Annotated in this window: 15 protein-coding genes; 7 read left to right on the top strand and 8 right to left on the bottom strand. The window is 68.7% G+C overall.

The window, feature by feature from the left end:
- Positions 1 to 55: 55 nt before the first annotated feature.
- Together Hhyl6_RS11590 and rtcA are read left to right on the top strand one after the other, a co-directional pair.
- A complete protein-coding gene (locus Hhyl6_RS11590; protein ID WP_483739349.1) occupies positions 56 to 370 on the top strand; it encodes a hypothetical protein in 315 nt (104 codons plus the stop codon).
- A gap of 185 nt (positions 371 to 555) precedes the next feature.
- Positions 556 to 1,596, top strand: coding sequence for an RNA 3'-terminal phosphate cyclase (gene rtcA, locus Hhyl6_RS11585; RefSeq protein WP_483739348.1), 1,041 nt, complete (start codon positions 556 to 558; stop codon positions 1,594 to 1,596).
- A gap of 2 nt (positions 1,597 to 1,598) precedes the next feature.
- Here rtcA and Hhyl6_RS11580 read toward each other — a convergent pair whose 3' ends face one another.
- The 7 genes from Hhyl6_RS11580 to Hhyl6_RS11550 all read right to left on the bottom strand — a co-directional run bounded on the left by Hhyl6_RS11580 (position 1,599) and on the right by Hhyl6_RS11550 (position 6,451).
- Positions 1,599 to 1,904 (bottom strand): hypothetical protein, encoded by a 306-nt coding sequence (locus Hhyl6_RS11580; protein ID WP_483739347.1) that lies wholly within the window; start codon positions 1,902 to 1,904, stop codon positions 1,599 to 1,601.
- 39 nt (positions 1,905 to 1,943) lie between these two features.
- The gene (locus tag Hhyl6_RS11575) at positions 1,944 to 2,213 is read right to left on the bottom strand and encodes a hypothetical protein (RefSeq protein ID WP_483739346.1); all 270 of its coding nucleotides are present in this window, start codon (positions 2,211 to 2,213) and stop codon (positions 1,944 to 1,946) included.
- Between the two features lie 46 nt (positions 2,214 to 2,259).
- A complete protein-coding gene (locus Hhyl6_RS11570) occupies positions 2,260 to 2,535 on the bottom strand; it encodes a hypothetical protein (RefSeq protein ID WP_483739345.1) in 276 nt (91 codons plus the stop codon).
- A 71-nt stretch (positions 2,536 to 2,606) separates the two neighbouring features.
- On the bottom strand, positions 2,607 to 3,020 hold the full coding sequence (locus tag Hhyl6_RS11565) for a DUF7539 family protein (protein WP_483739344.1): 414 nt from the start codon (positions 3,018 to 3,020) through the stop codon (positions 2,607 to 2,609).
- 80 nt (positions 3,021 to 3,100) lie between these two features.
- Positions 3,101 to 3,742, bottom strand: a complete 642-nt coding sequence (locus tag Hhyl6_RS11560; RefSeq protein ID WP_483739343.1) for a dienelactone hydrolase family protein — start codon at positions 3,740 to 3,742, stop codon at positions 3,101 to 3,103.
- 60 nt (positions 3,743 to 3,802) lie between these two features.
- On the bottom strand, positions 3,803 to 5,017 hold the full coding sequence (locus Hhyl6_RS11555) for a CBS domain-containing protein (protein ID WP_483739342.1): 1,215 nt from the start codon (positions 5,015 to 5,017) through the stop codon (positions 3,803 to 3,805).
- 54 nt (positions 5,018 to 5,071) lie between these two features.
- On the bottom strand, positions 5,072 to 6,451 hold the full coding sequence (locus Hhyl6_RS11550) for a nicotinate phosphoribosyltransferase (protein WP_483739341.1): 1,380 nt from the start codon (positions 6,449 to 6,451) through the stop codon (positions 5,072 to 5,074).
- A 173-nt stretch (positions 6,452 to 6,624) separates the two neighbouring features.
- Between Hhyl6_RS11550 and Hhyl6_RS11545 the strand changes: the two genes are divergently transcribed.
- The 5 genes from Hhyl6_RS11545 (at position 6,625) to Hhyl6_RS11525 (ending at position 13,355) form a co-directional block, all read left to right on the top strand.
- Positions 6,625 to 9,321 carry a cation-translocating P-type ATPase gene (locus tag Hhyl6_RS11545; protein ID WP_483739340.1) on the top strand — a complete coding sequence of 899 codons (2,697 nt, stop codon included), beginning with the start codon at positions 6,625 to 6,627 and terminating at the stop codon, positions 9,319 to 9,321.
- 426 nt (positions 9,322 to 9,747) lie between these two features.
- Positions 9,748 to 10,446 carry a DUF120 domain-containing protein gene (locus Hhyl6_RS11540; RefSeq protein WP_483739339.1) on the top strand — a complete coding sequence of 233 codons (699 nt, stop codon included), beginning with the start codon at positions 9,748 to 9,750 and terminating at the stop codon, positions 10,444 to 10,446.
- Positions 10,433 to 11,104 carry a 3,4-dihydroxy-2-butanone-4-phosphate synthase gene (gene ribB / locus Hhyl6_RS11535; RefSeq protein ID WP_483739338.1) on the top strand — a complete coding sequence of 224 codons (672 nt, stop codon included), beginning with the start codon at positions 10,433 to 10,435 and terminating at the stop codon, positions 11,102 to 11,104. Before Hhyl6_RS11540 ends, ribB begins: the two co-directional genes overlap by 14 nt.
- Before the next feature lie 122 nt (positions 11,105 to 11,226).
- Positions 11,227 to 12,225: a hypothetical protein gene (locus tag Hhyl6_RS11530; RefSeq protein ID WP_483739337.1), complete on the top strand. Its 999-nt coding sequence runs from the start codon at positions 11,227 to 11,229 to the stop codon at positions 12,223 to 12,225.
- Between the two features lie 197 nt (positions 12,226 to 12,422).
- Positions 12,423 to 13,355: a branched-chain amino acid transaminase gene (locus Hhyl6_RS11525; RefSeq protein ID WP_483739336.1), complete on the top strand. Its 933-nt coding sequence runs from the start codon at positions 12,423 to 12,425 to the stop codon at positions 13,353 to 13,355.
- Here Hhyl6_RS11525 and Hhyl6_RS11520 read toward each other — a convergent pair whose 3' ends face one another.
- Entirely contained in the window at positions 13,356 to 14,012 is a 657-nt protein-coding gene (locus Hhyl6_RS11520) for a DUF502 domain-containing protein (RefSeq protein WP_483739335.1), read from the bottom strand.
- Between the last annotated feature and the right edge of the window lie 43 nt (positions 14,013 to 14,055).

Genomic DNA, 14,055 nt, shown 5'->3' with positions numbered 1-14,055 from the left:
TACGCTCCCGCTCGTCCCCGAAACAACGATGTGACCGTCGAACGAACAGACCCACATGGCCGACGCAGAACTGGCGGAACTCGGCGACAAGCAGGTTCGCTATCTCGACCACACGTGGACGCTCACCGGCGGCGTCGACGTCCGGAACGACGGGGAACTGCTCGCAGTCGAGGCCGAACAGGCCGACGACGTCCGACACCAGCGGGCGACCCTCTACTTCGGACTCGAAGCCCCGCCGGCATCGCTGAACCCGGGGAACCTCGGCCACCACTTCGATAGGCTCGACCGAACGGCCGAGGGGTACCACCTCGTCGTCAAGACGGACCGACGGACCTACCGGTACGCCCTCGAACGACTGGAGTACGAGTGAGGTTCGCGCCTCCGTTCCCGCCCGAGGGGGCGAGTAGCGACCGCCTATCGACGCCTAACGTAGGTACGTCTGTTACGGTAAGCCGCTTCTGTCGGTGCGGTAACCGGTGCTGTCGCGGTCGCCGGTCGGGCCGTCCGCGGTCGGTCTGAGGTAGCTATACGTCGCTGGGCCACCACGTGGGGGCCGTGGTACTCACCATCGACGGGGCGTCGGGCGGCGGCCAACTCCTCCGGACCGCGCTGAGTCTCGCCGTCCTCACCGACACGCCGGTCCGAATAGACGACGTCCGGGGGGCCAGACCGGTGTCGGGACTCGGGCCCCAACACCTCGCGGCGGTGACGCTCGCCGCGGACTGCTGTGACGCCGAGGTGACGGGCGCGGAACTCGGGTCCGAGACGGTGACGTTCCGACCCGGTGACGGCCGCGAGCGCTCGCTGACGGCGTCGGTAGCGACGGCCGGGAGCGTCACGCTGTTGTTCGACACGCTCCTGCCGATTGCAGCCGTCGAGGCGGACCCGTTCCGACTGACCGCCAGCGGCGGGACGGACGTGAAGTGGGCGCCGACCCTCGCGTACTACCGACGCGTGAAACTGCCGCTGTTGGCCCGGGTCGGCCTGCAGGCCGACGTGACCGTCCACCGGACCGGGTTCTATCCGGTCGGCGGCGGGCGAGCGACCCTCCGGACCGGCGAGTCGTCGCTGTCGGCGCTCGAACTCGACGCGCGCGGCGAGTTGCGCCGGGTCGACGTGTACTCGAAGGCCGCTGCGGGCCTGGCGGAGCGAGACGTCGCCGAGCGACAGGCGGCGCGGGCCTGCGAACGACTCGACGCCGCGGGCCTCCCGGTCGAGGAACGGGACGTCGAGTACGTGGAGAGTCGGTCACTGGGGTCTGCGTTGCTGGTTCGGGGCGTCTACGATGGGTCGGTCGTGGGGGCCGACGCGGTGGGCGAGCGCGGCCGCACGTCAGAGGCCGTCGCCGACGGTGCCGTCGACCGGTTCCTCGCGGACCACGACAGCGGTGCCCCGGTGGACGTACACATGGCCGACCAGGTACTCGTGTACCTCGCACTCGTGGGCGGCCGCGTCAGAGTGCCGCGCGTCACGGCCCACGTCCGCACGAACGTCGACGTCCTGACGCGGTTCGGGAGCGACGTCCACGTCGCCCGCGAGGACGGCGAAACGGCGACGCTCGCGGCGTCACCACACCCCGCCGTCCGGTCCCCGTGAGGTCACTCGTCGGGCGCTAACGTCGCCGGGTCGACGCCCTGTCGGTCGACGACGTACGCGAGGACTCTGTGGACGAGTTCGTCGTCCGCGTCGGCGAGGAGGCTGTTGACCACGCCGGGGAGTCCGTCGGCGTGCAACCGGAGGAGCACCGCCTCGACGTCGCCTCGCTCGACCTGTACGTCGACCTCCCAGCTATCGGGGGCGGGGTCGGTCAGATGGAGGTCGACCCACTCGTTGGCCGACCGCCCGCCGTCCGTGACCTGTGCGTCGACCGTCGGGGTGGTTGCCCGTCTCGTATCGTCGGTCATCGCACTCGGTCGGACGGTCCGCACGACGATAAAACGCGCCTACGATTCGATTTTCTCGATGATGGTCTCGGCTTTCGACCGGGCACCCGACTTCCCGGCGGTCTTCGGCACGAGGACGGACTGGACGACCCAGTCGTCGCTCCCCGTTCGCTTGCCGGTCCGGACCTTGCTCCCCGGCGCGACGTCCTCGGCGGCCGCCGTCGCCCACTCGGGCGTGCGAATCTCGCTGAACTCGTCGGGGTCGCGGAACCGGACGTGGTAGTACTCCTCCTCCAGTTCGACGAACTTCGGGCTGGGTCGGTCCGCCATGGTCGAGGGTGGGACCGCCGCCGTGGTAACTCTTCGCCCGGCCGGACTAGACGCTCCGCTTCAGGGCATCGAGCGCTTCGGTCAGGCGGGTCGTCGCCGCCGTCGCCTCGTCGTCGAGTTGGTCCGCGTCGGCGAGGACGCGGTCGCGGACGGCCCCGGACGTCTCGCCCTCGTTGGCCTCGATTCGCCGCCGGACGCTCTCGAGTTCGTCCGCGAACTCGTCGAGTCGCTCGACCGTCTCCTCGATGTCGTCGAACAGCGCGTCGACTCGTCCGGACCCGACCGTCGAGAGGTTCTCCGCGTCGTCGTCGTCGTTCGCCATACCCGACAGTGCGAGCGGACGGTACATCATCGTTACGCTCGGCCGACAGGTCACGCCCAGTCGGTCGGCGCTCATTCTCTGTCGCCGGTCGCGAACCCGTCGAGCGACTCTTGCAGGCGCGCGGCGACTCGTTCGGCGTAGTCCCAGAGGACGTCGTTGAGTTGTTCGCGCGTGGCTTCGTCGAGGCTGTCCGCGCCGCGGTACCCCTCGTAGGGAATCTCCGGGTGGGCGATGCAGACGACGGTCGGGCCGTCGTCGACGGTCCCCGGCGCGACGATGCCGTACTCGTCGCTGTCCCAGAGACCGCTCCCGGTCCGCCGAATCAGGTCGGAGTCGATTCGGTCGAGGAGCGCGAGTTCCTCGTCGCTCAGGACCGACGACTCCCCCTCGAAGAGATCGGCGTAGGCGCCGTCACGCGCCTCGTAGGTCCACTCGTCTAACTGTTCGCGGGCGCGTCGGAGCCGTTCTCTGTCGGTCGCCGCCATAGGTGTGTCCGTCTACGCACCGCCCCCTCAAGAGCGACGGGGGCGCTTCGAGTCCACCGGTGGCCGGGCGTGGCACGGCGTCAGCCCAGATGCCGCTCGAACCACGTGCCGGCGAGGTCGGCGACGGTTTCGAGTTCGCCCTCGCCCTCGAAGAGGTGGCCCGCTCCCTCGACCACTTGCAGGTCCTTCTCGCAGGGTAGCGCCTCGAAGGCCTCGCGGTTGAGTTGGAGTACCTGCGTGTCCGCGCCGCCGACGACGAACAGCGTCGCTGCCGTCACTTCGGGCAGTCGCTCGCTGGCGAGGTCGACGCGCCCGCCGCGGGAGACGACCGCCGTCACGTCGTCGCCGCGGTCCGCGGCCGCACGGAGGGCCGCGGCCGCGCCGGTGCTGGACCCGAAGTACCCGAGCGCCAGCGACGCCGTGTCGGGACGCTCACGAAGCCAGTCGGTCGCGGCGAGCAGTCGACTGGTGAGCAGGTCGACGTCGAACCGGGTCTCGTAGATCTCGTCCTCAGCCTCGGTGAGCAGGTCGAACAGGAGCGTCCCGAGGCCGCGCGACCGCAACGTCTCGGCGACGAACGTGTTCCGCGGGCTCAGTCTGCTGCTGCCGCTCCCGTGCGCGAAGACGACGAGGCCGGTAGCGTCCGGCGGGAGCGCCAGTTCGCCGTCGAGTGTCACGCCGTCCACGGGGATGGTGACGTGCGTATCTGTCTCGGTGCCCATACGCGAACGGACGGTCGGGAGGTACGTTAGATTTCCCGTCCCCCGGCAACCACACCGGCGCTACCGTCGTCGCGGTGACCCGGTGAGCCACCAGCCGAACACCTTCGTCCAGTGCTCCTCGCTCGGGTGTTTCTTCGTCCGTGCGTACTCCTTCCCCTCGAGCACCTGTCGCTCGACGACGTTCCGGGCGAGGTGGAGGGCGTGGCTCGCGCCGTAGCCCTCGCCGGTTCCGACGAAGTGGCCCTTGTCGGTGAACAGGCGGATGCGAGCCATGATGAGGGGCGTGCCCCGGAGCGTCTCGTCGTGTTCGTGGAGGAAGACGTTGGCCTCGAGAACGTTCAGGTCGCCGTACTTCCGGGCCACGCCCTCTATCATCTCGGTGACCTCCGCTCGCGTGATGTCGTCCAGCAGGTCGACGTTCGTAATCTGGACCGGGAGGTGGGTTTCGTCGGTCCACGTCAACGCGCGGAGGACGTCCGTCTTGGTGACGATGCCGACCGGCCGGCCGTCGGTCGTGACCACCAGCGAGGAGATGCCCGCGTCGAGCATCCGGTCGACGGCTTGGTCCAGTCGGGTCCCCGGGTCGGTCGTCGCTATCGGTTCGTTCATCACGTCCTCTACGGGCAGGTCGAGCAGTCGGTCGAGGTCGCCCGCTCGCTCGCCGAACCCGCCGTGGGAACGACCGCCGCCGGTCTGGAGGCCGGGCGCTGGCGACCCGCCCTGTTCACGTTGCATCTCCCGACCCGTGAACTCGAGGAGGTCGGCGAGACCCACGATGCCGACGGCGCTGTCGTCCTCCACGACCGGGAGGTGCGTGATTCGCCGCTCGCGGAGCGTGTGGAGGGTCTCACCGAGCGTCGTGTCCCGTCGGACGGCGACGAGGTCCTCGGTGGCGACGTCGTCGACGGTGAGCACGTGGAGGAACGGCTGGACCGCGTCCAGCAGGTCGTCCGTGGTGACGACCCCGACGAGGTCGTCGCCGTCGAACACCGGAAGCATCGTCGCGTCGCTCCCGAGCAACAGTCGAGCGACCGACCGCACGTCCTTGTCCGGAGCCACCTTCGCGACGTGCCAGACGAGGCCGCCGGCCTTCGCGTCGGGGCTCCGGTGGGAACTGGTCAACTGCCGCTGGGTGACGAGTCCCCGATACTCGTCGTCCTCGGTGACGACCAGCGCCTTCGCGCCCGTCTCCCGCATCCGTCCCTCCAGTTCGGAGACGCGCGTCTCCGCGTCGACCGTCTCGTAGGCCGTCGAAACGATGTCACTGATGTCCATGGCTGCTCACGGTGCTGTGTAGGACAGGCAACACCGTAACTGTGTGCCCGGCTCTCACTCGCCGTCGCCGTACCGCGCCGCGAGGTCCGCCCGTACCTCGTCCGTCACCGACCGGAGGCCGTCGCTGACCTCGACCGGGTAGGTCGCCGGCGCTCGCAGGTCCCGAACTCCCTCCGGGAGCGCAGCGACTTGCCGCCGGGTACGCGCCCGTATATCGTCGATTTCGGGCAGGTCGTACACCCGGTCCCCGTCGACGAAAACGTCGACGAGTTGCGCCTCGCCGGGGGCGTCCTCGCAGCGGCGTGCGAGCACGTCCCGCTCGAACCGCCCGTCGGTCCGGACGCGCCGGACGCTCTTCTGGCCGGGGTAGGTCGCCTTTCCCGTCGAGAGTTTCACGCTCGGCCGAAGAGCACCGTCTCGCTCGACGGCGACGAGTTTGTAGACGGCTTCGAGCGTCGGTGCGTCGGCGCTCGTGACCAGAGCGGTTCCGGGGCCGAACCCGTCGGCGACGCCGCCCTCGGCGAGGAACGACTCGATGGCGTACTCGTCCATCCCCGAGGAGACGAAGATGTCGGTTTCCTCCTCCACGACGTCGGTGACGCGCTTGGAGAGCGCGACCAAGTCCCCGGAGTCGAGTCTGACGCCGGCTATCGGGTGGCCCGCGGCCGCCGCGACGGCCACCGCCGTCTCCGCGCCGCCGACGGTGTCGTAGGTGTCGATAAGCAGGACCGACTCCTCGCCGTACACCTCGACGAACGCCTCGAACGCCGCCCGTTCGGTGGGGAAGCTCTGAACCCACGAGTGGGCCATCGTCCCGAACACCGGGAGGCCGAAGGCCCGCCCCGCGGCCACGTTCGAGGTGCCGTCGAACCCGCCGACGTAGGCGGCCCGCGCCGCCTTCAGTCCGGCGTCCGTGCCGTGGGCGCGGCGAGACCCGAAGTCCACGAGCGACTGGTCGCCGCCCGCCCGTTCGACGGCGTCGCGCATCCGGGCGGCCTTCGTCGCCACGAGGCTCTGGAACGCCAGTTGGTTGATGAGCAGGGTCTCGAACAGTTGGGCCTGCGGGAGCGGTGCGGTCACCGACAGGAGAGGTTCGTCGGGGAACACGACCGTCCCCTCCGGTACGGCGCGCATCTCGCCGGTGAACTCGAAGTCGGCGAGGTACGAGCGAAGCGTCTCGGAGAGACCGAGTTCGTCGAGGTACGACAGCGCCGCGTCGTCGAACGACAGCGTCTCGACGTAGTGGACGGCCTGTTCGAGGCCCGCGGCGACGACGTACCCGCGGTCCGCCGGGAGGTCACGGACGAACAGGTCGAACGTAGCCCGTGGCGCGTGGCCCGTCTCCAGATACCCCTGCAACATCGTCAGTTCGTACAGGTCGGTGAACGTCGGGAGCGTCGCCGGGGAGACGAACCCGAAGGTGGTGGTCCCCATGCGTCCGGCCACGGCGGCGAGCGGCTTAGTTCCACGTCCGTCACCGACGCCCGACGCGCCACGGCGGGACGCTGTGCCCGGCCCTCGAGCGGGAAAACGACGGTTATCGACCGCTAGTCGGACCATACCTAACTGCCGCGGACGGCTCCTTCACCGGGCCACAGCGTGCACGGATGAATCGAACCGCTTCAGCGTCGACGGACGAGGACGGCCCCGGCGAGGAGTGGCACGTCCGCCCAGTCGGGGCGGTGTTCGACGCGCTGTCGACCTCCGAACGGGGGCTCTCGACGAGCGCCGTCACCGCTCGCCGCGCGGAGTACGGACCGAACCGCCTCCCGCGCCGCGAACCGACGCCGGTCTGGCGCATCTTCGTCCGTCAGTTCCGGAGTCCGCTCATCTACGTCCTCGTCGTGGCGGCCGTCATCTCCGTGGCCGTCGGGGAGTTGACCGACGCCGCCTTCATCGGCGCGGTGTTGCTCCTCAACGCGGTCATCGCCGGGGCACAGGAGTACCACGCCGAACAGGGGACGCTGGCGCTCCAGCGCCTCGTCCGGACGCGGGCGACGGTGCGGCGGGACGGCGAGGTCGTCGACGTCGACGGCGAGGACCTCGTCCCCGGCGACGTGGTGTTCCTCGAATCTGGCAACCGGGTGCCGGCCGACGTCCGCCTCACCGAGACGACGGCGCTGGAGGTCGACGAGTCGACGCTCACCGGCGAGTCGGTGCCGGTCCTGAAAGACGCGGACTGGTCCGGCGAGGCGGCGGTGCCGCTGGGCGACCGGCGGAACGTCGCCTACGCCGGGACGACGGCGACGCGCGGTCGGGGCCGTGGGGTCGTCGTCGAAACTGGCCCCGACACCGTCGTCGGCCGCCTCGCCCGCGACGTGACGACCATCGAGGGCGGTGACCCGCCGCTCCTCCGCCGGATGGAACGGTTCACCCGCGTCATCGGCGCGGCCGTCCTCGTCGCGGCGCTGGTCGCCGTCGCCGTCGGCGTCGCCGTCCGCGGGTTCGGCCTCGTCGAGATGTTCCTCTTCGCCGTCGCGCTGGCCGTCTCGGCGATTCCCGAGGGACTGCCGGTCTCGCTGACGGCGGCGCTCGGGGCCGCGACGCGACGGATGGCCCGCGTCGGGGTCATCGTCCGCCAACTCGTCGCCGTCGAGGGACTGGGCAGTTGCACGATGATTGCGACGGACAAGACGGGGACGCTCACCGAGAACGAACTGACCGTCCGGCGGGTGCTGTTGCCCGACGGGACCACCTACGACGTGACCGGCACGGGGTACCGGCCCGACGGCGAGATTCTCCGCGAAGGTGGACCCCCGGCCGAACCGCTCGCCGCCGGCCTCGACGCCATCGCGCGGGCGGTCACGCTCTGCAACGAGGGGTACCTCGCACGCCGCGACGACGAGTGGACGTGGCGGGGCGACCCAACCGACATCGCGTTCCTCTCGTTCGCCGAGAAACTGGGCTGGGACCGCGAGGGCACGACCGAGCGGTACCCACAGGTCGCGTCGATACCTTTCGAACCCGAGCGACGCTACGCGGCGACGTACCACCGCGACGGCGATGGGACGGCGGTGTTCGTCAAGGGCGCGCCCGAACAGGTGTTGTCGATGTGTACCGTCGACGGCGAGACGGAGCGCCGCCGACTCGCGGAGGCGCGGGCGCTGGCCGAAGACGGCTACCGCGTCCTCGCCGTCGCCGACGGCCGGGGCGTCGACCTCGGGGACCCCGACGACCCGCCGGCCCCGGAGAACCTGACGTTCCGGGGATTTCTGGGGATGACGGACCCGCTCCGGCCCGGCGTCGAGGCGGCCATCGAGGCGGCGACGGGCGCGGGTATCGCCGTCTCGATGGTGACCGGCGACCACCCCGAGACGGCGCTGGCAATCGCCCGGGAACTCGGACTGGCCGACGGGCGCGAGGCGGTGTTGACCGGGACGGAACTCGCCGAGATGTCCGACGACGCGCTCCGCGACGCGGTCGGTCGCGTCAGGGTGTTCGCTCGGGTGACGCCCGACCAGAAGCTCCGCATCGTGCAGGCGGCGGAGGCAGCGGGTCACTTCGTCGCCGTCACGGGCGACGGGGTCAACGACGCGCCGGCGCTCCGGGCCGCCAACATCGGTGTCGCCATGGGGCTGTCGGGCACCGACGTCGCCCGTGACACGGCCGAACTCGTCATCTCGGACGACGACTTCGCCACCATCGTCGCCGGCATCGAACAGGGCCGGGTCGCGTTCGACAACGTCCGGAAGGTCATCTACCTGCTCGTCTCGACGGGCGCGGCGGAGGTGGTGCTGGTCCTCCTGAGTCTGGCGGCCGGTCTCCCCCTTCCGCTCGTCCCCGTCCAACTGCTCTGGTTGAACCTCGTGACCAATGGCATTCAGGACGTCGCGCTGGCGTTCGAACCGCCCGAGGGGAACGTCCTCGACCGTCGGCCGCGGAAGCCGACCGAGCGCATCTTCGACCGCCTCATGGTCGAGCGAACCGTCGTCGGCGCGCTCACGATGGGGGTGGTCGGGTTCGGGACGTTCCGCTGGCTCCTCGAACTCGGGTGGAGCGAACCGGCCGCCCGCAACGGCCTGCTCCTCCTGATGGTGCTGTTCGAGAGCGTCCACATCGGGAACAGCCGGTCCGAGACCCGCTCGTTGTTCCGACTCTCGCCGCTCCGCAGTCCAATCTTGCTCGTCGGGGCGGCGACGGCGTTCGGCGTCCACGTCGCCGTCCTCTACCTCCCTGTGGCCCAGCGGGTCCTCGGGACGGCCCCGGTTCCGTTGGACTTCTGGGCGCTGTTCGCCAGCCTCGCGCTCGTGTTGGCGGCCGTGATGGAACTCCACAAGGCGAGCTGGCGGTGGCGACGGAGATAATGGTGCTATGTGTGCGATAAAGTCGGACAGATGCTGGAGTATGGGGAAATATAATAGAATATAGAGTCAGAAGGGGGAAATCAGATAGTGGAATAGGGATATATAAATAAAGTATGAGTGATTAGAGAATCCTACACTCTCCTATGGAGTGAAGTTACGAAAGGGGACTCAGAAAATGGTGAGTATTGTGCGAAAGAAAGTCAGATATGGGTAGAAATATCGTCGAACGTGTGCGACGTTCGCCCACCGCCGGGCGACGCCCCTGAAAAAGGGGCGAAGATATGCGGGAGTAGGTTGACACCCCCGACCCACGAAGCATACGCTGTCGGCCCTCGCGACAACTGCGTTCTCGTTCCTTACCGTTCCACTTCTGGAATGCATTCCACATTCGGTATGCTTATCCGAGGGGGCTCCGTACGTCGGCGTATGGCCGAATCATCGGGACGTGCCGTCGGGCGCGACGAGTTGGCGACGCTGAAACTGCTCGCCCTCGACGGCGCGCTTGACGAGCGAACGAAAGTCTCCTGTGCGGACCTCGCGGGGCGACTCGACGCCTCCAACCAGACGGCGTCGCGGCGCCTCCAACGCCTCGACGACGCCGGCCTGCTGGACCGGGACATCGTCAGCGACGGACAGGAGGTCCGGATTACCGCCGACGGCGAACACCGCCTCCAGTCGGAGTACGCCGACTACCGGCGCATCTTCGAGGCCGACGCGAGCGTCGACCTGAACGGCATCGTCACCTCCGGCATGGGAGAGGGTCGCCACTACATCACTCTGCCGGGGTACATGGAGCAGTTCATCGAGCGACTCGACTACGAGCCGTTCGCGGGGACGCTGAACCTCGAACTCACGGAAGAGAGCGTCCGCAAGCGGGCGCGACTCGGCGCGCTCGAACCGGTCACTATCGAGGGCTGGGAGGACGAGGAGCGCACCTACGGCCCGGCGTACTGCTACCCGGCCTCCGTCGTCAGCGGCGACGGCGAGTACGCGCCGGCCCACATCATCGCGCCCGAACGAACGCACCACGGCGAGGAGCAACTGGAGGTAATCGCCCCCGAGAAACTTCGGGACGTGCTGGAACTCGACGACGGTGACGAGGTGACTGTCCATGTCACGGAGTGAGCACGCCGTGGACGCCGACAGCGCCGCCGACGCCGTCGCCGCCTTCGCCCGCGGCGAACCGGTGTTGATTCACGACGCCGCCGACCGCGAGGGCGAGACGGACGTCGTCTACCCCGCCGGGTCGGTCGACCCGTCGGCCGTCGCCCGCATGCGCAACGACGCCGGCGGCCTCGTCTGCGTGGCGCTCTCGGACTCGGTGTCCGACGCGCTGGGCCTCCCGTTCATGCAGGAGGTGCTCGACCACCCGACCGCCGCCGACCACGAACTCGGGTACGACGAGCGCTCCTCGTTCTCCATCACGGTGAACCACCGCGACACGTTCACGGGCATCACCGACGAGGACCGGGCGCTGACCATTCGAGAACTCGCAGACGCGGCGAGGGCACCCGACGCCGAGGCGTTCGCCGACGACTTCCGGTCGCCGGGACACGTCCATCTCCTGCGGGCCGCCCCGGACCTACTGGCCGACCGGGAGGGCCACACGGAACTGGGTATCGCGCTCGCCCACGCCGCCGACCAGCCACCGGCCGCGGTGGTCTGCGAGATGCTGGACGACGAGACGGGGGCGGCGCTCCCGCCCGCCGCCGCCCGCGCCTACGCCGAGCGCGAAGGGTTGGTGTACGTCGAGGGAGCCAGCTTACTCGCGGACCTGCACTGATTCTGCACCGGCCGCACCGGCACGGATAAGTCCGGCTTTCAGTTCCGCCGTCGCGCCTGTTCCGACCTTACGGGTCGCTACGGCGGGAATAACAAATGCGGTCTGCCGTGGGGTGTGTGGGTATGGATACGGATGCCATTCCGGGCGGACGGGTCGCAACGCTGGCCGTCGTCCTCGCCGTCGTACTGGCGCCGCTGACGGGCGTCGTCGCCGCACAGACGGGGACTCAGGTCGACGGGGCCGGGAACCAGACGGCCGAGGGGGACTACGTCGCCGTTCAGGGCGGGCAGTGTACGCCGATGACGGTCTTCGCGGGCAACGAGTCCGCACGGGCGTTCTACGACTACCGCCTCCCGTACCCGAACAACCCGTACATCAACACGACGGGCGAGACGTACGGGGCCGAGGGGATGCAGGACTTCCAGCGGGCGAACACGAGCGTCCTCTTCCTCTACCGGGACACGAACGGGACGGCGGACCGGGGCGACGACACGCTGAGTCTGGTGTTCGTCCACGGGAACGAGGGGAACGACAACTCCACCGGCGGGTCCGCGTCGTTCAACGTCACCGGTCTCCCGGAGAACGGGTCGTGGACGGTCCGTGACGACGACTACGACGCCGAGGACAACTACGACGCGTGGTTCGTCGAACCGGACCGGTCCCGCATCGACTGGACGTGGGGCGACGCGGCCACCGACGGGGGCGTGTACAGCGGCCTCGGCGCGAGCGAGACCATCACGGTGCGTCCGGCGTTCAACGAGCGAGCGGCGCTGTCCGGCCAGTACTACAACGGCACCGTCACCGGGTGGGAAGTCGTCTCGAACGAGACGGTCGACGGGTCGAGCGTGCTGACCCGAACCACGCTGAACCTCACGGACCCGTTGACGATTACCACCGGCGACTGCGCCTCGTTGGTCGGCGAGACCGGAACGGCCACGGAGACGGGAACGGACGCGCCCGAGGACGGCACGGCGACGCCCGAACCGGCGGAGACGGACACCGAGACGGTTCCGCCCACCGAGACGCCCGATGAGGAAGCGACGGAGACGCCGGTCGGGATATTCGACGACGAGACGGAGACGCCGACCGCAGAGAACGAGTCGACGACGGAGTCCGGGTAGGGCCGGGCGACTGACGGTGGGGTCACGTCACTGCTCGGTCGGCGGCGGACCGCCGTGACCGCGTTCCGACGGCGTGACAACTGGCGACACAGACCGTCAACACTCTTAACCGAGGCCTTCAATGGGGTAGGTATGACACACGACGAGACACCGGCCGGTACCGAGGCGAGTCATCGCGAGACGCGGGGGTGGACGGCGTGAGCGACCGTCCCGAGATGTTCGAGGCCGTCGACGAGGTGTGGATGGACGGCGAGTTCGTCGACTTCGAGGACGCGAACGTCCACCTGTTGACCCACGCCCTCCACTACGGGACGGGGGTCTTCGAGGGCGTCCGGTGCTACGAGACCGAGGAAGGCCCGGCCATCTTCCGCTGGGAGGAACACTTAGACCGCTTCTACAACTCTGCGGAGGTGTACGACATCGAGATTCCCTTCGAGAAGCAGGAACTCACCGAGGCGACGGAGGAACTCATCCGCCGGGAAGGCCTCCAGTCCTGTTACATCCGCCCCATCGCGTTCTACGGCTACGGACCGCTCGGTCTGAACCCCGGCAAGTCCCCGGTGCAGGTCGGCCTCGCCGTCTGGCCGTGGGGCGCGTATCTGGGCGACGAAGCCCTCGAAGAAGGCGTCGACGTCGCCGTCTCCTCGTGGCGCAAGTACGCCTCCAGCCAGATACCGACCAACGCGAAGACCACCGGCACCTACGTCAACAGCGTCCTCGCCTCCCTCGAAGCGAAGGGCAACGGCTACGAGGAGGCCATCGTCCTCAACAAGGAGGGCAACGTCGCCGAGGGCCCCGGCGAGAACATCTTCCTCGTCCGCGACGGCGAGATTTACACAACCGGCCTCGCCGAGTCCATCTTAGACGGCATCACCCGTCAGACCGCCATCGAACTCGCCGAGGAACGTGGTTACACTGTCCACGACGACGCCACTATCTCGCGGGGCGAACTGTACACCGCCGACGAACTGTTCTTCACGGGCACCGCCGCCGAGGTGACGCCCATCCGGAGCGTCGACGACAACGAAATCGGCGCGGGCACGAAGGGGCCGGTCACCGACGAGATTCAGACGGCCTTCTTCGACCTCGTCGAGTCGGGCGAGCGAGAGGAGTGGTTCCGCTACGTCTGATTACTCGTCGTCGCTCGTCATCGGCAGCGGACTCTCGCCCTCGTGAGTGTCGCCGAACCCGGCGCTCAGGATGCGGGTCAGCGCCTCCTCGACCCGTTCGTCACTGACCTCGTAGTCGTCCGGGTCCACCTCGACGACGTAGCCGCTGGTGATGTTCGGTGCCGTCGGCAGGAAGAGCACGTCCCGGCCGTCGTCGGTCGTCTGGCCGGTCTTGAACGCCGTCATCCGCATCCCGTCCCACGCTTCGATTTTCACGGGGGTCTGGAGTTCCTCCGTGCCCGACACCGCCGTCTCGACGGCCATCTTCGAGGCGTTGTACACCACCCGGAGACCCGGCACCTGATTCATCGCGTCGTCGAGCGCCCGTTCGACGAAGTCGCCGAAGGCCGTCCGCATCAGATACCCGACGGAGAAGACGATGAGGATGAACAGCACGAGGGCGACGAAGACGCGGGCGAACTCGACGGTCCTCGCCGTGGCGTAGTCGGCCGGCAGTCCCAGCGCCATCAGGAGTTCCGAATCGATGGCCGGGATGAAGAACGCGGCGGACGCGAGGATGCCGTAGAGGTAGACGATGACGTAGAGCGTGACGATAATCGGCAGGAGGATGATGAGGCCACTCGCGAAGTCACGCTTCCACGACGAGGACGAGGCCATATCCGTTCCAGACGGCGACGGATTATCAGCCCTTCCCTTTCGC

The sequence above is a fragment of the Haloarcula sp. H-hyl6 genome, assembly GCF_056934455.1.
Note: the sequence above shows the minus strand (reverse complement) of the source record. Positions and strands in the feature narration are given on the sequence as shown.